28 protein-coding genes and 1 pseudogene are annotated in these 24,725 nt (G+C 50.7%); 3 read left to right on the forward strand and 26 right to left on the reverse strand.

The window, feature by feature from the left end:
- Window positions 1-28 precede the first annotated feature (28 nt).
- Together alr and KNV97_RS17200 are read right to left on the reverse strand one after the other, a co-directional pair.
- Entirely contained in the window at window positions 29-1,123 is a 1,095-nt protein-coding gene (alr, locus tag KNV97_RS17195) for an alanine racemase (RefSeq protein WP_218562429.1), read from the reverse strand.
- Between the two features lie 4 nt (window positions 1,124-1,127).
- A complete protein-coding gene (locus KNV97_RS17200) occupies window positions 1,128-2,537 on the reverse strand; it encodes a replicative DNA helicase (RefSeq protein ID WP_136487926.1) in 1,410 nt (469 codons plus the stop codon).
- A 162-nt stretch (window positions 2,538-2,699) separates the two neighbouring features.
- Between KNV97_RS17200 and KNV97_RS17205 the strand changes: the two genes are divergently transcribed.
- Entirely contained in the window at window positions 2,700-3,464 is a 765-nt protein-coding gene (locus KNV97_RS17205) for a DUF481 domain-containing protein (RefSeq protein ID WP_136487925.1), read from the forward strand.
- Between the two features lie 83 nt (window positions 3,465-3,547).
- On the opposite strand, the gene rplI is transcribed toward KNV97_RS17205, so the two are convergent.
- The 15 genes from rplI to fkpA all read right to left on the reverse strand — a co-directional run bounded on the left by rplI (window position 3,548) and on the right by fkpA (window position 13,603).
- On the reverse strand, window positions 3,548-3,997 hold the full coding sequence (rplI, locus tag KNV97_RS17210; RefSeq protein WP_136487924.1) for a 50S ribosomal protein L9: 450 nt from the start codon (window positions 3,995-3,997) through the stop codon (window positions 3,548-3,550).
- 33 nt (window positions 3,998-4,030) lie between these two features.
- Window positions 4,031-4,258 carry a 30S ribosomal protein S18 gene (gene rpsR / locus KNV97_RS17215; RefSeq protein ID WP_000090471.1) on the reverse strand — a complete coding sequence of 76 codons (228 nt, stop codon included), beginning with the start codon at window positions 4,256-4,258 and terminating at the stop codon, window positions 4,031-4,033.
- Between the two features lie 15 nt (window positions 4,259-4,273).
- Window positions 4,274-4,576 (reverse strand): primosomal replication protein N, encoded by a 303-nt coding sequence (priB, locus tag KNV97_RS17220; RefSeq protein ID WP_136487923.1) that lies wholly within the window; start codon window positions 4,574-4,576, stop codon window positions 4,274-4,276.
- An 8-nt stretch (window positions 4,577-4,584) separates the two neighbouring features.
- The gene (rpsF, locus tag KNV97_RS17225; RefSeq protein WP_136487922.1) at window positions 4,585-4,962 is read right to left on the reverse strand and encodes a 30S ribosomal protein S6; all 378 of its coding nucleotides are present in this window, start codon (window positions 4,960-4,962) and stop codon (window positions 4,585-4,587) included.
- A gap of 214 nt (window positions 4,963-5,176) precedes the next feature.
- Complete coding sequence (bfr, locus tag KNV97_RS17230) at window positions 5,177-5,653, reverse strand: bacterioferritin (RefSeq protein WP_218562430.1); 477 nt, start codon at window positions 5,651-5,653, stop codon at window positions 5,177-5,179.
- Window positions 5,654-5,739: 86 nt separating this feature from the next.
- Window positions 5,740-5,928: a (2Fe-2S)-binding protein gene (locus tag KNV97_RS17235; protein WP_136487920.1), complete on the reverse strand. Its 189-nt coding sequence runs from the start codon at window positions 5,926-5,928 to the stop codon at window positions 5,740-5,742.
- Window positions 5,929-6,244: 316 nt separating this feature from the next.
- Complete coding sequence (tuf, locus tag KNV97_RS17240) at window positions 6,245-7,429, reverse strand: elongation factor Tu (RefSeq protein WP_218562431.1); 1,185 nt, start codon at window positions 7,427-7,429, stop codon at window positions 6,245-6,247.
- Window positions 7,430-7,551: 122 nt separating this feature from the next.
- Entirely contained in the window at window positions 7,552-9,648 is a 2,097-nt protein-coding gene (gene fusA, locus KNV97_RS17245) for an elongation factor G (protein ID WP_136487918.1), read from the reverse strand.
- Between the two features lie 75 nt (window positions 9,649-9,723).
- A complete protein-coding gene (rpsG, locus tag KNV97_RS17250; RefSeq protein ID WP_136487917.1) occupies window positions 9,724-10,194 on the reverse strand; it encodes a 30S ribosomal protein S7 in 471 nt (156 codons plus the stop codon).
- Window positions 10,195-10,312: 118 nt separating this feature from the next.
- Window positions 10,313-10,687 carry a 30S ribosomal protein S12 gene (gene rpsL / locus KNV97_RS17255; protein ID WP_136487916.1) on the reverse strand — a complete coding sequence of 125 codons (375 nt, stop codon included), beginning with the start codon at window positions 10,685-10,687 and terminating at the stop codon, window positions 10,313-10,315.
- Window positions 10,688-10,870: 183 nt separating this feature from the next.
- Window positions 10,871-11,146: a sulfurtransferase complex subunit TusB gene (tusB, locus tag KNV97_RS17260; protein WP_218562432.1), complete on the reverse strand. Its 276-nt coding sequence runs from the start codon at window positions 11,144-11,146 to the stop codon at window positions 10,871-10,873.
- 8 nt (window positions 11,147-11,154) lie between these two features.
- Window positions 11,155-11,511: a sulfurtransferase complex subunit TusC gene (gene tusC / locus KNV97_RS17265; RefSeq protein WP_136487914.1), complete on the reverse strand. Its 357-nt coding sequence runs from the start codon at window positions 11,509-11,511 to the stop codon at window positions 11,155-11,157.
- Complete coding sequence (gene tusD, locus KNV97_RS17270; RefSeq protein ID WP_240798232.1) at window positions 11,508-11,915, reverse strand: sulfurtransferase complex subunit TusD; 408 nt, start codon at window positions 11,913-11,915, stop codon at window positions 11,508-11,510. Before tusD ends, tusC begins: the two co-directional genes overlap by 4 nt.
- Window positions 11,912-12,634 carry a helix-turn-helix transcriptional regulator gene (locus KNV97_RS17275; RefSeq protein WP_136487913.1) on the reverse strand — a complete coding sequence of 241 codons (723 nt, stop codon included), beginning with the start codon at window positions 12,632-12,634 and terminating at the stop codon, window positions 11,912-11,914. The genes tusD and KNV97_RS17275 overlap by 4 nt, the downstream gene beginning before the upstream one ends.
- 171 nt (window positions 12,635-12,805) lie before the next feature.
- Window positions 12,806-13,603 (reverse strand): FKBP-type peptidyl-prolyl cis-trans isomerase, encoded by a 798-nt coding sequence (gene fkpA, locus KNV97_RS17280; protein WP_136487912.1) that lies wholly within the window; start codon window positions 13,601-13,603, stop codon window positions 12,806-12,808.
- Between the two features lie 139 nt (window positions 13,604-13,742).
- Between fkpA and KNV97_RS17285 the strand changes: the two genes are divergently transcribed.
- Both KNV97_RS17285 and KNV97_RS17290 read left to right on the forward strand, forming a co-directional pair.
- The gene (locus tag KNV97_RS17285) at window positions 13,743-14,720 is read left to right on the forward strand and encodes a WD40 repeat domain-containing protein (protein ID WP_218562433.1); all 978 of its coding nucleotides are present in this window, start codon (window positions 13,743-13,745) and stop codon (window positions 14,718-14,720) included.
- Between the two features lie 2 nt (window positions 14,721-14,722).
- Window positions 14,723-14,950 (forward strand): SlyX family protein, encoded by a 228-nt coding sequence (locus tag KNV97_RS17290; protein WP_136487910.1) that lies wholly within the window; start codon window positions 14,723-14,725, stop codon window positions 14,948-14,950.
- Window positions 14,951-15,095: 145 nt separating this feature from the next.
- Here KNV97_RS17290 and KNV97_RS17295 read toward each other — a convergent pair whose 3' ends face one another.
- The 9 genes and pseudogenes from KNV97_RS17295 to tsaE all read right to left on the reverse strand — a co-directional run bounded on the left by KNV97_RS17295 (window position 15,096) and on the right by tsaE (window position 24,611).
- A complete protein-coding gene (locus KNV97_RS17295; RefSeq protein WP_218562434.1) occupies window positions 15,096-15,284 on the reverse strand; it encodes a DUF2065 domain-containing protein in 189 nt (62 codons plus the stop codon).
- Window positions 15,285-15,403: 119 nt separating this feature from the next.
- Window positions 15,404-16,387 (reverse strand): protease modulator HflC, encoded by a 984-nt coding sequence (gene hflC / locus KNV97_RS17300; protein ID WP_136487908.1) that lies wholly within the window; start codon window positions 16,385-16,387, stop codon window positions 15,404-15,406.
- A gap of 2 nt (window positions 16,388-16,389) precedes the next feature.
- Window positions 16,390-17,580, reverse strand: coding sequence for an FtsH protease activity modulator HflK (hflK, locus tag KNV97_RS17305; RefSeq protein ID WP_136487907.1), 1,191 nt, complete (start codon window positions 17,578-17,580; stop codon window positions 16,390-16,392).
- Between the two features lie 45 nt (window positions 17,581-17,625).
- Window positions 17,626-18,915, reverse strand: a complete 1,290-nt coding sequence (hflX, locus tag KNV97_RS17310) for a ribosome rescue GTPase HflX (RefSeq protein ID WP_136487906.1) — start codon at window positions 18,913-18,915, stop codon at window positions 17,626-17,628.
- Between the two features lie 42 nt (window positions 18,916-18,957).
- Window positions 18,958-19,221, reverse strand: coding sequence for an RNA chaperone Hfq (gene hfq / locus KNV97_RS17315; protein ID WP_136487905.1), 264 nt, complete (start codon window positions 19,219-19,221; stop codon window positions 18,958-18,960).
- Window positions 19,222-19,418: 197 nt separating this feature from the next.
- Window positions 19,419-20,351, reverse strand: coding sequence for a tRNA (adenosine(37)-N6)-dimethylallyltransferase MiaA (gene miaA / locus KNV97_RS17320; protein ID WP_136487904.1), 933 nt, complete (start codon window positions 20,349-20,351; stop codon window positions 19,419-19,421).
- The gene (mutL, locus tag KNV97_RS17325) at window positions 20,348-22,423 is read right to left on the reverse strand and encodes a DNA mismatch repair endonuclease MutL (protein WP_218562435.1); all 2,076 of its coding nucleotides are present in this window, start codon (window positions 22,421-22,423) and stop codon (window positions 20,348-20,350) included. The genes miaA and mutL overlap by 4 nt, the downstream gene beginning before the upstream one ends.
- Window positions 22,424-22,435: 12 nt before the next feature.
- Window positions 22,436-24,147, reverse strand: a pseudogene (locus KNV97_RS17330) (N-acetylmuramoyl-L-alanine amidase).
- A complete protein-coding gene (gene tsaE / locus KNV97_RS17335) occupies window positions 24,147-24,611 on the reverse strand; it encodes a tRNA (adenosine(37)-N6)-threonylcarbamoyltransferase complex ATPase subunit type 1 TsaE (protein WP_218562436.1) in 465 nt (154 codons plus the stop codon). Before tsaE ends, KNV97_RS17330 begins: the two are co-directional and overlap by 1 nt.
- Between the last annotated feature and the right edge of the window lie 114 nt (window positions 24,612-24,725).

The raw sequence follows: 24,725 nt of genomic DNA on the forward strand, positions 1-24,725 counted from the left end.
GCTATTGAGCGCCAATAAAAAAACAGGCCTAAAGGCCTGCTTCGCTATAAGACATCACCACCCGGGCGGTCAGCTTAGTGACCAGCTCATAGCCGAGAGTTCCGACATGGCGCGCGACATGCTCGACCGGCAGGCCGTCGCCCCATAAAATGGCTTCATCGCCGACTTTCTCGCTGCCATGCGGGCCTAAGTCAACACACAGCATATCCATGGACACCCGCCCCGCCAACGGCACGATACGGCCATTGACCAGCACCGGCGTACCGTTTGGTGCCATGCGCGGATAACCATCGCCATACCCCATAGCGATCACACCAATCCGGGTATCGCGCAGCGCGGTCCAGTGTCCGCCATAACCGACACTTTCACCCTCTTTGACGTCACGCACCGCGATCAGCCGCGATTTCATCGTCATCACCGGCTGGTAACCCAGCTCTGATCCGGTCTGGTCGGCAAACGGCGACACACCATACATAATGATACCCGGACGAACCCAGTCCATCTGGCTGCGTGGCCAGGCGAGTAATCCGGCCGAAGCCGCCATCGAGCGCTCACCCGGCAGACCGAGAGTGACGGCCTGAAACTGTTTGATTTGTTCGTGAGTAACCGGGCTGTCCAGTTCATCGGCACAGCCAAAATGGCTCATAAAGCGCACCGGTTGCGCCACATTGGCACAGCGTTGCAGACGCTCAATAAATCCCGCGCACTGTTCAGGGCGCACGCCAAGGCGGTGCATGCCGCTGTCGATTTTGAGCCACACCACGACCGGTTTATCCAGAGTGGCAGTTTCCAGCGCTTGTAACTGCTCTTCGCAGTGCAGCGCAGTCTGAATATTGTGTGCGGCCAGTAATGGCAAATCGGCGGGCAGATAAAACCCTTCCAGCAGCAAAATAGGTTTGGTGGCACCACTGGCGCGCAGCTGCAGCGCTTCTTCCATCCGGGCGACGCCAAACGCATCGGCTCCTTGTGCATGCTCAGCAACCGGGCATAAACCATGACCGTAGCCATTGGCTTTCACCACTGCAATTAAGCGGCTGTGCGGCGCCTGCTGCTGGATACGCTGCAAGTTATGGCGCAGCGCAGCCAGATTAATATGGGCGGTGGCCGCCTGGGTATAGCTCATACCCTTACTCATCATCGTCAAAGGCCGGCCCCGCGTAGTTGTCAAAGCGCGAATACTGGCCCTGGAAGGTGAGACGTACCGAACCGATAGGGCCGTTACGCTGCTTACCGATGATGATTTCAGCGGTGCCTTTCAGCGCGCTGTCCGGGTGATACACTTCATCGCGATAGATGAACATGATCAAGTCGGCATCCTGCTCGATTGAGCCGGATTCACGCAAGTCCGAGTTAACCGGACGTTTATCGGCCCGTTGCTCGAGCGAGCGGTTCAGCTGTGACAGTGCGACCACAGGTACATTAAGCTCTTTGGCCAGCGCTTTCAGCGAGCGTGAAATCTCAGCAATTTCCAGTGTCCGGTTATCAGACAGCGCCGGTACACGCATCAGCTGCAGGTAGTCGACCATGATAAGCGACAAGCCGCCGTGTTCACGTGCAATACGGCGTGCACGGGAACGCACTTCGGTTGGTGTCAGACCCGAGCTGTCATCGATGTACATGTTTTTCTTCTCCATTAGGATCCCCATGGTAGAAGAAATACGTGCCCAATCCTCATCATCAAGCTGACCGGTACGAATCTTGGTTTGATCAACCCTTGATAATGAAGCCAGCATACGCATCATGATCTGTTCGGCTGGCATCTCCAGCGAGAAGATCAATACTGGCTTTTCCTGCTCCATGGCCGCGTTTTCACACAAGTTCATCGCGAAGGTGGTTTTACCCATCGACGGACGTGCCGCCACAATGATGAGATCCGAGCCCTGCAGACCGGCGGTTTTCTTGTTGAGGTCGGTAAAACCGGTATCGACCCCGGTCACACCATCCTGTGGCGTTTTGTACAACAGCTCAATCCGCTCCAGGGTCTTTTCCAGAATGTTGTCAACATTCTGTGGCCCTTCGTTCTCACTGGTACGCGCTTCAGCGATAGCAAACACTTTACTCTCTGCCAGGTCGAGCAGATCTTCCGAGCTGCGCCCCTGCGGATCATAACCGGCATCAGCAATTTCATTCGCCACACCAATAAGGTTGCGAACCAGCGCGCGTTCAGCGACAATTTCGGCGTAAGCATTAATGTTGGCCGCACTCGGCGTATTCTTGGCCAGGTCAGCCAAATAGGCAAAGCCACCGACATCTTCCAGCTGCTCACGCTGTTCAAGAAATTCGGACAGCGTGATCAGATCGAGAGGTTTGCTCGCTTCCAGAATAGATTTCACGCCATCGAAAATCAGGCGATGGGGCCGGCTGTAAAAGTCGTGAGTAACAACCCGCTCTGAGACCGTGTCCCAACGTTCGTTATCCAGCAATAAGCCGCCGATCACGGACTGCTCGGCTTCTAAGGAATGCGGCGGTGCTTTGATCGCTTCCACCTGGGCATCGGAAGATTTGCGGTTTCGATTATCTGTTCGGGGATCAGCCATGACTTCACTCGGTAACTCTTTAATGACCGACCATTATACACAATTTATAATCACCCAAGAGAAAGTTTATGGGCTGCGAAAACAGAATTAACGGTCACATGACCCACGCCCGACGAGACAAACTTATTATGCAATTTATCCACCCGTTTTTTGAGGTACTGCGTGTCCAGAATTTGGCTTCTTAGTCTTGGCCTGATGACCAGTTACTGTGTATTCGCACAGGAAGAACCTGAGAGTGAAAGCGAGATTCAGGTGCCTTCCCACTGGACCAGCCAGGTAGAATTTGGCTACCAGTCCCATACCGGCAATACCGATTCGGAGTCGCTCAATACCCGCATCAAAGGTGAATATATCGAAGGGCGTCACCGGACCAACGGTGAGTGGCGTTTTTACCGGCTGAATAAAAATGGTAAAGAGGACAAACGCCAGTCCAACTATGCGCTGCAGACCGACTACAAGTTAGGCCCGAAATCCTATCTGTACGGCAGCTTTAAAGGGATTGATTCACGCTACAGTGCCTACTTTACCGATTACACCTGGTCGGCCGGTATGGGTTATCAGCTGACCAATACCGAAGATCTGCTGATTGAGCTCGAAGCCGGCCCCGGTTACCGCTATCAAAAACCGAACCTGGATGAAATCGACAGTGACGATGTGGTGTTCCCGAATAAAGTGAAGGAGCCTATCTTCCGCAGCAACATCAAGGCGGAATGGCAGGTATTCAAATCACTTAAGCTGGCGGCAGACCTGAACCTTATCAACGGTGAAAGCAATACTCGGCTCGATTCCGAGCTGAGTGTCATTAATAACATCACCGAAGATATCGCTCTCAAGATCAACCAGTCGCGCCAGTATCACACCAAGGTGCCGGAAGGACTGAGCAAGGCCGACAGCGTGTTGTCGGTCAACCTGATCTTCCTGTTCTGAGGTTCTGAGGCCCGGAGCACGGATTACAGACATAAAAAAACACCAGCCGAGGCTGGTGTTTTTAATTCGTCTGTCAGCTGAAATTACTCAGCAACAACCTGCAGATTCACAGTTGCGAAAACTTCAGAGTGAAGTTGAACGCTAACTTCGAATTCACCAGTGTTGCGCAGAGCGCCTTCAGGTAGGCGAACTTCGCTCTTAGAAACTGCAACGCCTGCTGCAGTGATTGCATCAGCGATGTCACGAGTACCGATAGAACCGAACAGTTTACCTTCGTCACCAGCTTTAGATGCGATAACTACCGCTTCCAGAGCTTCAACTTGGTCAGCACGAGCTTGTGCAGCAGCCAGTTGCTCAGCAACTTTCGCTTCAAGTTCAGCACGACGGCCTTCAAACATTTCAACGTTAGCTTTAGTTGCCATTACAGCCTTACCTTGTGGGATAAGGAAGTTACGAGCGTAACCAGATTTAACGCTAACTGTATCGCCAAGACCACCTAGGTTACCGATTTTATCAAGTAGAATAACTTGCATTGCTTAATCCTCTTTCTTAATAAACGGTGCCAATTACTGATGTTTGTCAGTGTATGGCAGTAGAGCTAGGTAGCGAGCACGTTTGATTGCACGAGCTAGCTGACGCTGGTACTTAGCACTGGTACCAGTGATACGGCTAGGTACGATTTTACCAGCTTCAGTGATGTAGTTCTTAAGAGTTGCTACGTCTTTGTAATCAATCTCTTGTACGCCTTCTGCAGTAAAACGGCAGAATTTACGACGACGGAAGAAACGAGCCATGGGCTATCTCCTGATCTAAATTTGGATAATGTTGTCGGCATGAAGCACCACTTTACCGACGCCATTCCGGCCGGTCTGGTAAGCGACAAACCCGCTCACCTGAATGGTGCTGCCTTGTACTAAATGTTGAGTTAACGCTTTTGACCTTTGCCCGCTGACCACCACTGGCATGCGGCAATACACTTGCCTCGGCAGGTCGGCTTCAAGCACTGTAGAGCGATGTTCAAGCCAGAAACGGCAATGTTCAACACCCGACGGGCTCTTGCTTCGAATCGGAGGTTTCGCGACTGAGCCACTCAACTCCATTCGATTGGTCATAAAGGAAATTACTCAGCTGCTTCTGATTTAGCTTCTTCACGATCTTCGCGACGAGGAGCACGCTCTTCTTTCGCTTTCAGCATGATAGACGCTTCAGTTACAGGCGCTTTAGTACGCATGATCATGTTACGCAGAACTGCGTCGTTGAAACGGAAAGCAGTTTCCAGTTCATCGATAACAGCTTGGTCAGCTTCAACGTTCATCAGAACGTAGTGAGCTTTGTGAAGCTTGTTGATTGGGTAAGCCAGTTGACGGCGGCCCCAGTCTTCCAGACGGTGTACAGTACCGTTCGCTTCAGTGATAAGACCAGTGTAACGCTCGATCATGCCAGCAACTTGCTCGCTTTGATCAGGGTGCACCATGAATACGATTTCGTAATGACGCATCGAATTGCTCCTTACGGATTATTCAGCTTCCAGAGTTGGCCCGGTCGTCCAGAGGAAGCAAGGAACTAATGAAAATTGACCGAGAATTTAGGAGCGGAGATAGTACAGAAAGACAGCAGCTTTAGCAAGGGAAATGTGTGGGTCTCACAGTGTGGGTCTCACAGTGTGGAATTCAGGGTCCGGGACAGCGCCCAAACCCTGTAAAGATAAACCGTTAGTCTTCATCGACAAACTGGGCTTGCAGATAGTTTTCAACGCCAGTCATTTCAATCAGACCAAGCTGGGTTTCCAGCCAGTCGACATGTTCTTCTTCGTCTTCCAGAATATCCTGGAACAGATCACGGGAGACGTAATCACGAATATCTTCTGCATAAGCAATCGCATCACGTAAGTCCGGTATCGCGGCCATTTCCAGTTTCAGGTCGCATTCGAGCATCTCTTTGGTGTCCTCGCCGATCATGAGTTTACCCAGATCCTGCAAGTTGGGGATGCCTTCCAGAAATAAGATACGTTCAATCAGATGATCCGCGTGTTTCATCTCGTCGATAGACTCGTGATACTCCTTATCAGCGAGGTGTTTCAGGCCCCAGTCTTTATACATACGGGCGTGGAGAAAGTATTGATTGATGGCAACCAGTTCATTGCCGAGAATTTTATTCAGGTGTTGGATGATGATTGGATCACCTTTCATGACAAAGCCCTCCTCTTTGGCTCTTTTAACTGTAGAACCAAATGAGAGAGTGTCAAAAAAGTCAGCAAGTTAAGTATTAACTAATACTAACTGGCCTGTTGGTATTGAACCGGAATAATTTCGCCGAGAATCTCTTTTGCCTGCCTCACACATTTTCCGCATTGAGAGCCGAGAGCGGTACAGCGTTTGATTCCACGAATATCCGTGACGCCCTGTTCAAGGGCTAACTTCTTAATCTTTTTGTCAGAGACACCATGGCACAAACAAACGTACATACTTCACCTCTCATTCATCATTAATCGCAATATAAAAGAGAATCATTCTTATTACTAGCCATTTTCAGGCACGAGCTAAGATCGATTAGTTATAAAAAACCGGTGAAATTTGAGGGCAAAAATAGTTAGCTGCCGCAATAATGACAGTTATCTTAGTAACACTTTGTTTTAGAAAAGAAGTTATCTCGAACGAAAAACTAAGGCAGGAATTTTCTTATAACCGAATGGCTATAAGGCTCAAACTCGATCGATAAAAAGCAAAAAGGGAAGCCGAAGCTTCCCTTTTCTAATGCGATATGCGCACTAAGTTTCGCGATTAAGCGAAGATCTTAGCTACAACACCAGCACCTACTGTACGGCCGCCTTCACGAATCGCGAAACGTAGACCTTCGTCCATCGCGATTGGAGCGATCAGGTCAACAATCATCTTGATGTTGTCGCCTGGCATTACCATTTCTACGCCTTCTGGCAGCTCGATGTTACCAGTTACGTCAGTTGTACGGAAGTAGAACTGTGGACGGTAGCCTTTGAAGAATGGAGTGTGACGACCACCTTCATCTTTAGACAGTACGTATACTTCTGATTCGAACTTAGTGTGTGGAGTGATTGAACCTGGTTTAGCAAGTACTTGACCACGTTCTACTTCATCACGCTTAGTACCACGTAGAAGTGCACCAACGTTCTCACCTGCACGACCTTCGTCTAGCAGTTTACGGAACATTTCAACACCTGTACAAGTAGTAGTTGTTGTGTCGTGGATACCAACGATCGCAACTTCATCACCTACTTTCAGGATACCGCGCTCGATACGGCCAGTTACTACTGTACCACGACCTTGGATTGAGAATACGTCTTCGATTGGCATCAGGAACGGCATGTCTACTGCACGCTCTGGCTCTGGGATGTAGTTGTCCAGTGCTTCTGCCAGTTCAACGATTTTCGCTTCCCACTGCTCTTCGCCGTTTAGTGCGCCTAGTGCAGAACCTTGGATAACTGGTAGGTCATCACCTGGGAAATCGTATTCAGAAAGAAGTTCACGAACTTCCATTTCTACTAGTTCTAGCAGCTCTTCATCATCAACCATGTCACATTTGTTCATGAATACGATGATGTATGGGATACCAACCTGACGGCCTAGCAGGATGTGCTCACGAGTTTGTGGCATTGGACCATCTGTCGCAGCAACAACTAGGATACCACCGTCCATCTGTGCAGCACCGGTGATCATGTTTTTAACATAGTCAGCGTGTCCTGGGCAGTCTACGTGTGCGTAGTGACGAGTTGGAGTGTCGTACTCTACGTGTGAAGTAGAGATCGTGATACCACGCTCACGCTCTTCTGGAGCGTTGTCGATTGACGCGAAGTCACGAGCTGAACCACCGTACACTTTTGACAGTGTAGTACAGATAGCTGCTGTTAGAGTTGTTTTACCGTGGTCAACGTGGCCGATAGTACCAACGTTTACGTGCGGTTTCGTACGTTCAAATTTTTCTTTAGACACGATCGTGTTCCTTCCTAGTTATGATTCACCTTGAGTAACGTACACTCAGGGCGCGCCAGAAATTGCTATTTTATGCGCCAACGTCCGTCAGCGCAATAGATACGTCATTAATCAAATAACAACTAACCGCGTTCTGCCACAATTGCATCAGCAATGTTTTTTGGCACCTCGGCGTACTCTTTAAACTCCATGGAGTAAGAAGCACGACCTTGGGTTGCAGAACGCAAATCAGTCGCGTAACCAAACATCGCAGACAGTGGGACGCGGGCACGGATAATTTTCAGACCCGCCGGGCCATCATCCATACCTTCGATGATGCCGCGGCGACGGTTAAGGTCACCGACTACATCACCCATCCAGTCTTCCGGAGTGGTTACTTCGACTTTCATCATCGGCTCAAGAATAACCGGATTCGCTGCAAGCGCACCTTTCTTGAATGCCATGGAGCCGGCGATCTTAAACGCCATCTCACTCGAGTCGACATCGTGGAATGAACCATCGTAAAGTGTTGCCTTAACATCCAGTACTGGATAGCCGGCCAACACACCGTTGTTCATTTGTTCCTCGATACCTTTCGCTACCGGGCCGATGAATTCCTTAGGAATCGCACCACCCACGATTTCGTCGACGAAGACAAAGCCTTCGCCAGGTTCGGAAGGTTCGACTTTCAGCCAGACATGACCATATTGACCACGACCACCTGACTGACGAACAAACTTACCTTCCACTTCCGCTTTACCAAGAATGGTTTCGCGGTATGCAACCTGAGGTTTACCCACGTTACAGTCTACGTTGAATTCACGCTTCATGCGGTCAACGATGATGTCGAGGTGAAGTTCACCCATACCCGAGATCAGAGTCTGACCGGTTTCATCATCGGTTTCCACGCGGAATGACGGGTCTTCTGCAGCCAGTTTACCCAGCGCAATACCCATTTTTTCCTGATCGGCTTTAGAACGAGGTTCTACCGCGATCTGAATAACCGGAGTCGGGAATTCCATGCGCTCCAGAATCACTTTATGATTCGGATCACACAGGGTATCACCTGTGGTTACGTCTTTCAGACCGATTGCCGCAGCAATATCACCAGCGCGAACTTCTTTGATTTCTTCACGTTTGTTGGAGTGCATCTGAACGATACGACCGAAACGCTCTTTCTTCTGTTTCACTGAGTTGTAAACAGCATCACCTGAGTTCACAACACCAGAATAAACACGAATAAAGGTCAGCGTGCCCACGAATGGGTCGGTTGCGATCTTAAACGCCAGAGCCGAGAAAGGTTCGCTGTCGTCAGCGTGACGCTCAACTTCTTTCTCGTCATCATCAATACCTTTGATTGAAGGAACTTCAGTCGGTGATGGCAGATACTCAACCACAGCATCCAATACGGCTTGTACACCTTTGTTCTTAAATGCACTACCACAAGTGGCCAGTACAATTTCGTTATTTAGTGTACGCAGGCGCAGGCCTTGCTTGATTTCAGCTTCGCTCAGCTCACCTTCTTCAAGGTATTTATCCATCAACTCATCGTTCGCTTCTGCCGCAGCCTCAACCAGGTGAGTACGCCACTCTTCAGCAAGCTCTAACATGTCGGCTGGAATGTCTTCGTAAGTGAAGGTCATGCCTTGATCGGCTTCATTCCAGTTGATGGATTTCATCTTGATAAGGTCGATGACACCTTTGAACTCGTCTTCCGCACCAATGTTCAGTTGGATAGGAACCGGGTTCGCACCAAGACGGTTTTTAATTTGGTCTACAACGCGTAAGAAATCTGCACCCGCACGGTCCATCTTGTTAACAAACACCATGCGTGGAACATGATATTTATCTGCTTGACGCCATACAGTTTCAGACTGAGGTTCAACACCTGAGGAGCCACAGAACACAACGACAGCACCGTCAAGTACACGAAGAGAACGCTCTACTTCGATTGTGAAGTCAACGTGTCCCGGGGTGTCAATGATGTTGATGCGATGATCGTCGAATTGAGCTTCCATACCACGCCAGAAGGTGGTAGTCGCAGCGGAGGTGATTGTGATACCACGCTCTTGCTCTTGCTCCATCCAGTCCATGGTGGCAGCACCATCGTGAACTTCGCCGATTTTGTGAGAAAGGCCAGTGTAGAACAGAATACGCTCAGTAGTGGTAGTTTTTCCTGCATCTACGTGAGCACAGATACCGATGTTGCGGTAGCGCTCAATAGGAGTTTTACGAGCCACGATTGTATCCTCTTACTAAGGTTAACCTTAGAATTTAGAAATGTGCTGCGAGAGAACCTCGCAGCACAGAAGGTATTACCAGCGGTAATGAGCAAACGCTTTGTTCGCTTCTGCCATACGGTGAACGTCTTCACGTTTCTTAACAGCAGTACCTTTGTTTTCTGACGCGTCTAGCATTTCAGCAGCTAGGCGTGCAGCCATAGATTTTTCACCACGCTTACGCGCAGCTTCAACCAACCAACGCATAGCAAGTGCGTTACGGCGAACCGGACGTACTTCTACAGGAACCTGGTAAGTTGAACCACCAACACGGCGAGATTTAACCTCTACCGCTGGGCGAACGTTTTCAAGAGCTTCTTCAAATACAGCTAAGTGATCTTTACCAGATTTCTCAGCCATAGAGTCTAGTGCAGTGTAAACAATTTTCTCTGCAGTAGATTTTTTACCGTCAACCATAAGGATGTTAACGAATTTTGCCAGCAGTTCAGATTTGAACTTTGGATCTGGAAGGATCTTACGCTGACCAATAACGCGACGACGTGGCATGGAATATTCTCCGTTGTCTTCTTCAGGTTTTATCCAAAACTTTTCAGTTTTTTCAAAAAATTAAAATTGAAAATAAGTGTTTGGCCTTACTTAACGCTTTCTTTATAAAAAAGACGCATTAAGACTTAGGACGTTTCACACCGTACTTAGAACGAGCTTGTTTACGATCGTTAACGCCTGAACAGTCAAGCGCACCACGTACAGTGTGGTAACGAACACCCGGAAGGTCTTTAACACGACCGCCACGGATCAGAACAACGCTGTGCTCTTGCAGGTTGTGGCCTTCACCACCGATGTATGAAGTCACTTCAAAACCGTTAGTCAGGCGAACACGACATACTTTACGTAGTGCTGAGTTAGGTTTTTTAGGTGTAGTAGTATATACACGAGTACATACACCACGTTTTTGTGGGCACGCTTCTAGTGCAGGCACGTTGTTTTTCGCAACTTGCTTTACACGTGGCTTGCGTACCAACTGGTTAATAGTTGCCATTAGCTAGCTCCTGAAATTTACTAAAAAGTAAGCTTTGTGAAAAATCTATCCCTATTGCACTTAGCGCAATTAGGGACGCAAAATTCTATGCAGCAGTGGGAAGTGTGTCAAGAAATATACAGATCTTTTTTGCCGGTTGGCGCAAGTGGGGTGGACACCCGAACGTACACCCCGCAGCGCTTATTACCAAGTAATTGATTTACCGTATTTTACTGTGGCATCCACCCAACCATCCATATCGATAACCTCAACCAGTGGGGGGCAGTGTGCGAGCCATCCGCGCGCTTGCAGATCCTCTCGCAGTGCATACACAGGAACAGCCGTCGGAAGATGGGCATAAAACGGGCTGACCTGACTCGCCGCATACACGGCATTCTCAACCAGCAACAGAGCATCCTGGCTAAGCAGGTAGCGGCTGACCAGCGCCAGTTGCTGAGGGGTTTTTACAATATGCAGCATACGATGTCCTAAAACGTCACAATCTGATCAAAGCGTTGCCACAGCGTCGCAATCGCCTGCGGCTCCAGCGGCTTGGTCCCGACCACCAGATCCTCACTGCGCAGGCCCCATTCAGTGAGGCTGTGCGCGCAGGTATAACGCTGTTCGATGTCATACAAATCGAGCAGTTTAAATGCACTGATGTAGTCGCGGCTCAATACTGCACCCGGCTCCTGACCCGCGACCAGTTGCAACACCCCTTCACCAATAAAAAATACCGCCAGATCTTCGCTATAAGCCGAGGCCGCCAGCAAAGCATCCAACCCTTCCCGACCGGCACTGACGGCATGCGGCGCGGAATGAAATACAAACGCGACTTTATTCAAAACTGTACCACCCTGTCTTGTGCCAATAATGCTTCTGCCAGACTACCAAGTCCGGTCTGTTCGAACGGTGCGGCCAGATTCGAGGCAGGCAACTGGTGCTGCTCGGCTTCAGCTGGGCTGAGCACACCGCGGCGCAGCGCAGCAGCCACGCAAGTCTCGAGGCGTACATTATGTTCTGCCGCCAGGCGCTGCCATGCGGCAACCAGATCAAATTCATCGTTAGCCGGTGCGGTCAATGCCGAGCCATTCTGCACTCCGTCCTGATAAAAGAATACGCTGCGCAGAGTATGGCCCTTGGCAATCACCCGGCTGGCAAACAGGTAAGCGTTGCGCGCCGACTGGGTACCGTACACCGAGCCATTAACCAGCAAGGTAAAAGTCAGAGTCTGGTTTTCAGTGCTCACTTCTCGTCGTCCTCAGTCTTGCGCTGACGGATATACAGATAGACGGTGTGCTTAGAGATGTTGAGGCGATCCGCAACGCGGTTAATCGCATCTTTAATATCAAAAATACCTTTATCAAACAGCGCCATCACAATCTGACGGTTCTTGGTGTTGTTCGACACCGATTTGTCAGCATTGATCTCTTCAATGGTGCGCTCTACGGTCTGATCCACCAGCTCCTCAACGTCACTGGCGAAGTTGACCGATGAGGCGGCCGCTTCCGCTTCCTGGGTCGGCATAAACGAGTGCAACACCTGCGAAAACGGAGCGTCGAGGTTGACGTTGATACACAGCAGACCAATGACGCGGTTTTCGTCATTGCGGATCGCAATCGTGATCGACTTCATCAGCACGCCGCCTTTGGCGCGGGTAAAGTAAGAACGCGAAAAATTGCGCTCCGAGCCCTCGATGTCGCGCAGCATTTTCAGCGCCAGATCGGTGATCGGCGAGCCGACCTGACGCCCGGTATTTTCACCATTGGCAATTTTGACCGCCGAGGTGTTCAGATCTTCCAGCGAATGCAGAACGATTTCACAAAATGGCCCAATCAGGCTGGCTATCCCATCCACGACCGCTTCATATGAGCGCAGAATGACTTTGTCATGGTCCGTAAATGGTTTGACATGCACGGATTCCATTTCAAGTAACATATCGGCATTAAGGTTTTCTGTCGTTGTCACTGTACTTTGACCCTAGAACGAAAAATCAACAAATTGATGTAAGTTTATCAGAAAATTTTAACCGAATACTCAGCTATCTTGCCAACAAGTGATTTAGAACAACTTATGTACCCGGCGTACAAAAAAAGGGCCTGAACAAGTCAGGCCCTCCGATTACTTACTCAGTGCGGCTTACTGCGCGCTTTTCGCTTTTGCGTCGGCATCGCCGTTATCGATCTTCAGCAGCTCAACTTCAAACACCAAAGTTGAGTTAGCCGGAATCGTTGGCGTGTCCTGCTCGCCGTACGCCAGTTCTGGCGGGATAACGAACTTGTACTTGGCACCCACTTTCATCAGTTGCACGCCTTCAGTCCAGCCCGGGATCACACGGTTGAGCGGGAATGTTGCCGGTTCACCGCGATCGTAAGAGCTGTCGAACTGAGTACCGTCGATCAGTGTGCCTTTGTAGTGCACTTGTACGGTGTCCGTTTCTTTTGGCGTTTCGCCTTCACCCGGAGTCATCACCTGGTACAGCAGACCCGAGTCAGTCTTCTTCACACCATCCTGTTTTTCAAAATCAGCACGGAAGTCATCACCAGCCTTCTTGTTGGTGGCGGCTTTCTCTTCAGCCTGAGCTTTCATTTTCTCTGCAACACGTTTGTCCAGGCTTTCCAGCGCGGCACGCGTCTCTTCTTCAGTCATTTCTGCTTTACCGGCAAATACGTGCTGAATACCTTCCAGAACCAGATCCTTGTTGAGGTTGATTCCGATTTCAGCCGGCTTTTCAATACTGTTGCTCAGGTAGTTAGCAAACGAAACACCGATGGCGTACGCTGCTTTATCGTCTTCTGACTGCAGGTTCACCGTTTTCGCGGCGGCTGACTGTTCAGCGGCAGGTGCCGCACCTTCCGTTTTCGGTGCATCTTCCTGACAACCTACGGCCAGCATAACGGTTGCGGCAAGTAGCGACACTTTCAAAAGTGATTTCATTGAATTCTCCAATTTCGAGGCAAACCTTTTGTTATTGTGCACAAAACTTGGTTTCAAGCTGGTGCGCAACACAGAGTTGTACCAATATAGCTTTATGTATTCAGATTGTCTTTACACACTAGACGGATAATTAGATTTGATGCGAATAATTTCTCATTCCATCCTGCTGCTTGTTGTCATAGCGATGTTAAATGGCTGCTTTTTCTCTAACCAGGAAGCCGAACGCTGGGAACTGGAGCCGGAAGGGTCCACCAGTTTCGGGCTCAGCAGAGACGGTCGCTTCGCCCTCGTCTATTCCAAACAACACCAATTGGTGTTCTGGGATCTCACCGAGCGCAAGCAACTGGCAGAACTCGGGGCTCAGGACCCGCAGGCCAGCACAGTATCGCTGATCCGCATCTCAGATAACGGCCGCTTTGCGATCACCGCGACCCAGGACAATTTCGCCGTCTGGGACCTTGGCTGGACGCAAGCCGAAGGTCTCTGGTCTATCTCTGATGGTCAAATCCGCGCAGTGGACATCGCCAGTAACGGCGAACAGGTACTGCTCGGATTATCCAATGGCAAAGCCATTTACGTCGATTTAGTCAGCGGGCGGCGCCTGGAGTTCCTTGCCCACCAAGAAAAAGTTAATTCTGTCGCGCTGGCCCCTAACGGACGCTACGCGCTGACCGGCGGCAATGATTACGCTGCTTACCTGTGGGATACCCAAAGCGGACAAATTCTGCGTAAGTTTGAACACGAACAAAGGGTCAATCGGGTCGCACTACAGCGCGATGGGAAACTGGCCTTTACCTCAGACGGCGGTAACCAGTCTTTCATCTGGGATCTGGAAAGTGGTCAAAAGCGCTCAGCGCTGCGCAGCTTCTCGCGTCAGCTGATTTTTTCTAGCGCACGCTTTTCCGATGACGGAACCAAGCTGGTCACTGGCACGCCATCCAGCCGCATCGAAGTGTGGGATACCAAGAGTGGCAAAAAGTCCGCCACCTTCGAAGCAGAACCTCGAAAAGATGCCCGCCCGCCACGCGCAGTAGTGTATGATGCGGCTTTTGATGCACAGCAGCGGGTCATATCGGCCACGTCTGCTGGGATAGCCCAAGCCTGGAAACTCGATTAATCATGCAAGACAACACCACGCAACAGCTGCTACAGCGTATTGATGACCTGGAATGTAAATTAGCGTTTCAGGAGCAGACCATTGACGAACTGAACGAGGCCCTAAGCCAGCAACAACTGCTGATCACTAAGATGCAGGATCAGATGAAATACGTGGTGGGTAAAGTTAAGAATATGGATACCTCCAACCTGGCCGACCCGGCGCAGGAAACGCCGCCGCCTCATTATTGAGTCAGGCGCTGCATCCGTTTTTATCTCGTCGCTCTGAGCCTTGACACCAGCAGCTCAGGGCGGCCTGAATCTGAGCCGACGCCTGCGATGCTGTTGCTGGCTGCGGGCTCATATCGGCCAGTACCTTCGCTCAATTCGCCGCAGCTCAGCGAATAAACCAGTAGGCAATCACCGCACCGGTGACCACCAGGCAACCGCCTATCCGGCGCAGTTGAGTATCCGGTTGCTGACTCAGCTGAGCGACCATTTGCCGCCATCCATTAGGCGCGATTAACGGCCCCAACCCTTCGGCAATCAAGACCAGGCCAAAGGCAATCCAGAGTGAATCCGGCATTTTCTTTCTCTCCCGAGCGTATTCGCTCAACATTCTGTCTATGCCAACAATCCGATAAGCCCGGTCAGTACAGACGAAAAAAAGGCTCCGTGACGGAGCCTTGGTATACTATCAAGCGATTACTGAGCAGAGCCCGTTCCCTTCGCATTGTTCATGTATTTGAAGAAGTCGCTCTTCGGATCCAGAACCAGAATATCGCTCTTATTACTGAATGATTTCTCATACGCCTGCAGTGAACGCAGGAAACCGAAGAACTCCGGATCTTTGTTGTAAGTATCCGCATAGATTTTGGCTGCATTCGCATCCGCGTCACCACGGGTCACGCGCGCGGTTTTATCCGCTTCGGCCAGAATTGTTGCCACTTCCAGCTCTGCCTGAGCGCGAATCACTTCTGCTTTTTCACGACCTTGCGAACGGTGCTTACGAGCAACCGACTCACGTTCAGCACGCATACGACGGTAAATCGATTCACTGATTTCATCCGGCAGGTTGATTTTCTTCATCCGGAAGTCAACCACACGCACACCCAAATCTTTCATCGCGCTGGTCCGTGTATCCGCCAGCACGTTTTCCATGATTTGGTCACGCTGACCATCGATTTCCAGAGCCTGCTTGGCCGCTTCAGTGGTTACCACCTCGGAATCCGGACTGTCTGGCAGCACGTCGCTGTTACGCGGACCGGAAACGATTTGTTTGATTTCACGCGCACCGATTTCTGAACGCAATACGTCGGTGACTTTACGTTCCAGCAACGCTTCTGCCGTCAGAGCGTTACCGCCACCGGTTGCCAGGTAGTACTGACCAAAGTCATCAATACGCCATTTCACGTACGAATCAATGATGACGTCTTTTTTCTCCGAGGTCACGAAACGGTCAGAACGGCCGTCCATGGTCTGGATACGTGCATCAAGAGTCTTCACACGGTCAAATAGTGGCATCTTGAAATGCAGACCCGGCTCGTAAATACGGGCGATTTCGTTGTTGTCTTTCAGGACACGACCAAAGCGGATTACGATACCGCGTTCCCCTTCAGGGATCACGAACATCGCCATCAGCAGCAGTGCCAGAACAACAACAACGACAGGGATCATCAACTTACGCATTCTTAGTATCTCCCTTGACGTGTGCTGGTTGAACGAGATTGGTCTTCACTTGGCGTTTCAGTACGCTGTGATTCCAGTTCGATCTTGTCGTAAGCCGACGAAGATTTGGTCTGACGTTTGGTCTGCTCACCTTCCTGACCTGCCAGCTTATCAATTGGCAGGTACAGCAGGTTGCCGCTTGAGTCTGAATCCACCAGCACTTTAGATGTATTACTGTACACTTCCTGCATCGCATCCAGGTAGAGACGATCACGGGTAACTTGTGGCGCCGCCTGGTATTCCGGTAACAGTTTCTCGAACTGCGCTACCTGACCCAGAGCTTCGTTGACGATGCGCTCATTGTAACCTTGTGCTTCTTTCTTCAGACGCTCAGCACGACCGGTTGCTTTAGGCAAAATTTCGTTTTTGTACGCTTCTGCTTCACGGATGAAACGCTCTTCATCTTCTCGCGCGGCAATCGCGTCATCAAACGCGTCTTTTACCTGCTCCGGCGGACGGGCAGACTGGAAGTTGACATCGACCAGAATCAGGCCCATGTCGTAGTTATCAATGATTTGATTCAGTGTTTCCTGAGTGTACTGACGAATCTGTTGACGACCACTGGTCAGGATGCTGTCCATCAGCGAGTCACCGATTACCGCACGCAGTGCAGAGTCGGTGGCCTGACGCAGGCTGTCATCCGCATTAGTCACCTTGTACAGGTACTTGTACGGGTCAGCGATACGGTACTGCACGTCCATCGAAACCGTCACCACGTTTTCATCTTTGGTCAGCATGAGACCTGATGCACGCAGTGAACGGATCGCCTGCACGTTAACCGGAGTCACTTCATCGATAAAACGCGGACGCCAGTTCAGGCCCGGATCAACGATACGATCGTATTTACCCAGACGTAACACCACGCCACGCTCAGCTTCACCAATTGTGTAGAAGCCAGCAAAGAACCAGATAGCGATCGCTATAACAGCAATGACACCAAAGCCAATTGCGCTACCACCAGAGAAAGACGGTCCTTTCCCTCCGCCTCGCTTACCAAACTTGCCCCCCAGTTTCTGACTCAGCTTGTTAAAGACTTCGTCTAAATCTGGCGGACCTTGTTCACGGCCACCTTTACCGCCGCGATTATTGTTACCCCAAGGGTCATTATCGCGGCCGTTGTTGCCGTTGTTATTACCGGGCTCATTCCACGCCATTAGAAAGCTCCATCATTTGATATGACGTTATACTTTAGCAGTCCTTTAAGTAACTATAAAGTCACGTAAAACTGCCTCTTCTCTTTTCTCTAGTCTAGACCAATCCACCTGCTGCATACGAACTGTGATCAGTAAATTGCCTTCCTGATCATACTCTTCGTCCTGTATACACTTCATTTGGAAGAATGTACTACGGATTCTGCCCTGATGTTGCGGCGGAATGCACAGGCGGTGCTCGACTATCTGACTGGCCAAACGCTCGGTCAGTGCTGCAAATAGCAGATCCAGCCCCTGACCTTCCATAGCCGAGAGCCATACCGTTCTCGGTACGCCTTCGTCATCTCTCTCTATACGAGGTTGCTGTCCATCCAGATTATCTATTTTGTTCATCACCAGCAGAGTCGGGATTTCATTCGCCTCAATCTCTGTCAGTACAATATCAACAGCTTGGATATTCTCACGAAAACGGTCATCACTGGCATCGACAACATGTAACAAAATGTCAGCTTCCTGAGTTTCTTGTAACGTTGCTTTAAATGCCGCCACTAAATCGTGGGGTAAGTGACGAATAAAACCTACCGTGTCAGCCAGAATCGCCGGTCCGACATCCGCCAGGTCAATTTTACGCAGGGTAGGATCCAGCGTCGCAAATAACTGGTCTGCGGCGTAGACATCTGCCGCGGTAATGCGGTTAAACAGTGTCGATTTGCCTGCGTTTGTATAGCCGACCAGAGAAACAGTCGGAATTTCTGCCCGGTTACGAGCCCGTCGACCTTGTTCACGCTGTTTAGCCACTCGGTCTAAACGGCGCAGAATCGCTTTGATACGTTCACGCAATAAACGACGGTCGGTTTCCAGCTGAGTTTCCCCCGGCCCACGTAAACCGATACCCCCTTTCTGCCGCTCCAGGTGCGTCCAACCACGAATCAGGCGCGTTGAGATATGACGCAGCTGCGCCAGTTCAACTTGTAGTTTACCTTCATGGGTACGGGCACGCTGTGCAAAGATATCCAGGATCAGACCGGTACGGTCAATCACCCGACACTGGCAGAGATGTTCGAGGTTACGTTCTTGGGCAGGAGAAAGGGCATGGTTGAAAATCACCACATCCGCGCCGGTCATCTGAACGGCTTGTGCGATTTCCTGGGCTTTGCCCTCACCGACATAATATTTAGGGTGAGGAGATTGTCGGCTGCCGGTCACAACCTGCAGCGTCGATACTCCAGCAGAAGAGACCAGCATCTGGCATTCGCTGAGATCTTCCCACTCACCCTCTTGCGTGAAGTTGATATGAACAAGTACGGCTCGCTCACCGGCTTCATAACGGTCAAACAAGCTACCAACTCCTTAATCGATAGTAATATACACGCAGAAGAATTAGTCTTCTGACTTATCAGCACCACGCTCATTAGCAGGACGTTCACCGCTGTGATGGCTCACAGGACGAGCAGGTACTACTGTTGAAATCGCGTGCTTGTAAACCATTTGGTTTACTGTGTTTTTCAATAGGATCACAAACTGATCAAATGATTCAATCTGGCCTTGCAGTTTAATGCCGTTTACCAAGTAAATTGATACTGGGATACGCTCGCGACGTAGTGCATTCAAGAATGGGTCTTGTAGAGATTGCCCCTTAGCCATTTTATTTTCCTTATTTTGTATTTTGTTGTAGTTATTTAGCTAGCGGTGCACGGACTTCTGTGCGGCCTTCGCATCTGAGCTAAACGAATAAAATCACCCCGTTGTTACCTATGATTGGGGCAGATGCGCCAAAAACAAGTAACGGATCCTTTACAGGGTACATCTACGCAAAAGCGATCACATTATACACAGCTAATTCAATCAGATGCTATGGCATTTGAGAGAGTTTCCAATGCTTGTTCAACGTTTTCGCTATCTAACCAAGTTAAATCATTCCAGCTGCGTAACCAGGTGATCTGACGCTTGGCCAATTGACGAGTGGCGCAGATTCCGCGAAAAATCGCTTCATCCAGAGTACCGTTCCCGTCTAAGTAATCCCACATCTGTCGATAACCGACACAACGAATGGATGGCAGATCCGGGTGAAGATCATCACGCTGATACAGCGCTCTGACTTCTTGTTCAAACCCGGCTTCGACCATCTTTTCAAATCGGAGTTCAATTCGACGATGGAGTTCAGCCCTTTCCTTGGGAGCTATAGCGAACTGCTTAACCCGGAAAGGCAATGCCTCACCTTTAGTTTGAGTCAGTTCAGTAAGAGTTTTACCTGAAATCCGGTAAACTTCCAATGCCCGAGACAATCTTTGTGGATCATTTGGATGAATTCGCTGCGCAGAAACGGGATCAATGTCTTGCAACTGCTGATGCAGATGAGCCCAGCCAAACTGTTTGGCCTCGTCATCGATCTGCTGACGAATATCAGGATTCGCCGCCGGCAGAGGCGATAAACCTTCCAGCAGCGCTTTGTAATACAGCATAGTACCGCCCACCAGTAGCGGGATTTTGCCCTGATCGGCAATCGCCTGCATTTCACGCAGGGCATCGCGACGAAAATCAGCTGCTGAGTAAGCCTCGCTCGGATCGAGAATATCGATCAGACGATGCGGCGCCAGTGCCAGTTCAGACGGCTCCGGCTTGGCGGTGCCGATATCCATGCCTTTATAAATCAAAGCGGAATCGACACTGATGATCTCGACCGGGAATTTCTGGCGCAGGCGAATCGCCAGATCGGTTTTACCGGAGGCGGTCGGCCCCATTAAAAACAGGGCTAAAGGTAATTGTTCACTCATGACTTCAATGCTGCAATGGTCGCGGAAAAATCCACAGGCCGGACAAACTGCCTGTCGTGTAAGGGAAGGGTTCCCTGCCACAACTGCTCAATCTCTGCTATCAATTGGATGGCCTGCGACAAAGTGTAGTCCGCTTTGCGGTCTGCCACATAATCAGCCAGCCAATCCGCCAGAGCGCCGAGGGTTAACTCATCCGCTGCCTGCTCGTAAATTTGGGTGACGTAAGATAACAGATCTGGCAGTAAGTTTTGCAGATTTTGCTGCCTTAATGGTTGCGGCACCCCCATCACCATCAAAGAAGTGCCATTGCGCGCTTTGAGCTCAATACCAAACCGGCTGAGCAAAGGCTGATAATGCGGCAGCGCGGCAGCTTCCTGCGGGGAAATTTTCAGTGCCAGCGGTACCAACAGCGGCTGACTCTTGAGTGACTCTTGCTGCGGTTCAAGCTGACCACGGCTGCGCAGCCAGGCCGCTTTGGCCAGTGACAACAATACACACCCCTGCAAAGACGTCATCAGCAGATACTCGCCTTCCACCACGGCAACCGCTTTACCGAGCTGTTCGAGGCTGAGCGGCAACTCCTCTGGATGGGGAACCTGTGTCTGGTGCTGAGCTGGTTGCTCGCCCTCTGATGTGGCGGATGGTAAGTCCGGGGTTTGCATTAAACGCTGGTAGGCTCTGACCTCTGCCGCACTGGGAGACGGTTTGGGACCGCGCTCGGATGCCGACCGGCCCGATGAAGACGCGGCCTCACGCCACTCAGAACGCGGCGCCGACTCACGCACCTGACTGCGCTCGCCGCCTGATGAAGAGCGGTCGGAGGCGTAGTCAGAACGCCCCGGATAGGACGGGGTATTTTCCACCGCACGATAAACATGCTGAGGCACCGGCGATGAGCCGGCTTCAGCCACCGCTGGTTGCGCCAGCCGGTTGTCCTCTTCTGCCGTCTGTTCTGACATCATGGCCTGCTCTGACATCACGGCCTGGTCACTTGGCTGCACTGGCGGGGATGGCTGAGACGACGAATGGGGCTGATGGAATGCCGCTTCACTGTGGGCCGGAGCATCAATATGCTGGCTTTGTGCTAACGCGCTGCTCAGCGCCTGATAAATAAAATCATGCACCAGTCGGGCCTGATGGAAACGCACCTCATGCTTGGCGGGGTGGACATTAACATCCACTTGATGCGGATCGATTTCGATAAACAGGACATAAGTTGCGAACTGGTCGGGACGCAGGCTGGTTTCATAACTCTGGCGGATGGCATGATTGATGAGTTTGTCGCGCATCATGCGTCCGTTGACATAGCAGTACTGCAAGTCACTTTGGCTACGGGCGCCCTCTGGGGTGGTTATCCAGCCATGCAGTCTGAGCCCCTGATGTTCGAGCTCAATTTTCAGCATATGACGCACAAAAGAGGCACCGCAAACCGCAGCAATACGCTTTTCCAGCTGAATTTCCGTTTTGGCAGCCCGGTACTGGCGAATCATTTTACCGTTATGGCGCAGATTAAAGGTGACATCAAAACGGCTCAGAGCAATACGCTTGAGCAACTCGTCGATATGGGTAAATTCGGTCTTTTCGGTGCGCAGGAATTTGCGCCGCGCCGGAGTATTGAAAAACAGATCCAGCACTTCCACACTGGTTCCGATCGGATGTGCTGCCGGTTGCAGCTTCACTTCCATATCGCGGCCTTCACTGTAGGCGGACCAGGCTTCTTCCTGTGTCGCCGGGCGAGAAGTCATAGTCAGACGTGACACCGAACTGATACTGGCCAACGCTTCACCACGAAAGCCGAGGCTGATGATGGCTTCGAGATCATCCAGAGTATGGATTTTAGAGGTCGCGTGACGACTCAATGCCAGCCCTAATTCATCTTTATCTATCCCGCAGCCGTTATCCCGGATACGGATCAGCTTGGCACCGCCTTTTTCGATATCGATATCGATGCGGGTAGCTCCGGAATCAAGGCTGTTCTCAACCAGTTCTTTGACCACAGAAGCCGGTCTTTCCACCACTTCCCCGGCGGCAATCTGGTTTGCCAGACGTGCCGGCAAAATACGAATCGTCATACACGCCCCGTGTTATTTATTGGGAATAATCAGCACCTGTCCCACCGCCAGCTGATCAGAACGCAGCTTGTTGGCATCGCGAATACTCTGAACGCTGACACTGTATTGTGAGGCAATTTTACCGAGGAATTCACCACGCGCCACCTTATGTTTACGCAATGGCTTATCTTTCAGACTGACGGTAATTTTCAGCTTCTGTCCCAGGCGCAGAGTATCGGACTTCAGGTTATTCTCACGCTTAATCGCCTCAACCGATACTTTATAGGTCGCGGCAAGCTTACCGAGGTAATCACCGGATTTCACCTCATGGGTAATCGTCTCGGTCTCAACCGGATTATTCAGCACCGGAACCTGGACCGGAGAACGCTGCCCTCCCGGAATAGTCAGTACCTGCCCCACCGCAATACTGCTGCTTTTCAGCTTGTTGACCTGCATCAGGGTATCCACGCTGGTACCGTACTTACTGGCAATCACCGACAACGATTCGCCGCGCGCCACTTTATGCTGCTGCTTTTTACCCCGGTTGGCAAACAGTGTTCCTTCCGGCGGATTATCCTCAAAATACTGCACCACCGCTTTGGTCATTGCCCGGGCCAGCTTGTCCTGATGGCTGCGCTGGAAGAGTAGCTTCTCCTCCGTGGGGTTAGAGATAAAACCGGTCTCTACCAACACCGAAGGAATATCCGGTGATTTCAACACTGCCAGGCTAGCGTTGACCGGGTCTTTTTATGTAAGTGTGCCACTTTACCCATTTCCCGCAAAATGTTGGAGGCGACTTTGTAGCCCTCTTTCTGCGAATGGCTGAACTGCAGATCAAGCAAGGTCTGACTGACGTTGCGGTCGGCATTGTTCTTAGACAATACTTCACCGGCACCACCCAGTAATTCTGATTGCTGCTCGTGATTTTCAACCCAACGGGCAATCTCGGTATTGGCACGACGGGTGTTAAGCACAAACACCGATGCGCCACGCGGCTGCGGCGAACGGAACGCGTCTGCGTGTACCGACACCAATAAGTGCGCTTTGTTCTTACGGGCGATTTCTGAACGTTTGTTGAGATTGACGAAATAGTCGCCACGACGAGTCAGTACCGCCTTCATACCCGGAACCGCATTGATCTGTGCGGCCAGCTTCTTGGCCACAATCAGCGTGATGTCCTTTTCATAGCGACGGGACGGACCAATTGAGCCCGGATCTTCGCCACCATGTCCGGCGTCGATAGCCACCACAATATCTTCGGTACCATACAGCTGAGAGGCATCTCGGCTGACTTTATTCTCACTGCTGCCAGCAGATGACGCGGTCGATGACGTATCGCCATGGGGCAGATCGATGACCAAACGATGACCGTACTGCCCTCCCGGTGTCGGAGCCAGTTTGAACAATTGCGGCGCGGTGCTTTTTTTCAATTCCAGCACCAGACGGTAGGTCGATTTATCAGGAGGAGAGCTGGCGCGGATTTTGGTAAGAATTGCGCTATCGCTGACCGATACCGGCAATTTAGTGTCTGATGAGGTTTGCTGCAGGTCAACCACCAAGCGATCAGGACCACTTAAGGTGAAGTAACTGAAGGTGACCTCAGACTTAACGTCAATCACGACACGAGTTTCATCGGGTGAGGGCCAGACCCGCACCCCTTCGAGAACATTGGCATTCGCAAGCGCAGAAACAAATGCCAGCGCCATGACAATCAGGGCGCTGCAAAAACGGGAAGGTTTAACAATCAACATAACTCCAACTGACTCAGTAAAGTTCGCCCATAGTCATTATTGGCCGTCAACACCGCCTGACGTTGCTGCCCATCGTAACGCATTTCAATATCCAGGTCGGATGTTGGCAGCATGCCGTAGCCCTTCTCAGGCCATTCCACCAGACAAATAGCATCATCGGTAAAGTAGTCGCGGATGCCCATGAATTCTAACTCTTCCGGATCCGCCAGACGGTAAAGATCAAAATGATAAACCTTCCAATCGGCTAACTGATACGGTTCCACCAAGGTGTAAGTCGGGCTTTTCACATTACCCGGATGACCGAGAGCGCGAATGAAACCGCGGCTGAACGTGGTTTTACCGGCGCCTAGATCACCGTGCAGATAGAGGGTGGTTTGTTGCGAGCACAGATTTGCCAGCGCCGTGCCGAGTTTTACCGTCTCTTGCTCATCTTTAAGAGTGAAAGTCTTGGTGCTCATGAATAATATCTCTAATACGTCGAACATCGACTATATAAAAATCAAAAGAAACAGAATAGTAAACTGGGTTGGATTTAAGAGACAAGCTCTGTTCTGTAAGCATACCGAAAATTC

It is taken from the genome of Vibrio ostreae (assembly GCF_019226825.1).
Lineage (GTDB): Bacteria > Pseudomonadota > Gammaproteobacteria > Enterobacterales > Vibrionaceae > Vibrio > Vibrio ostreae.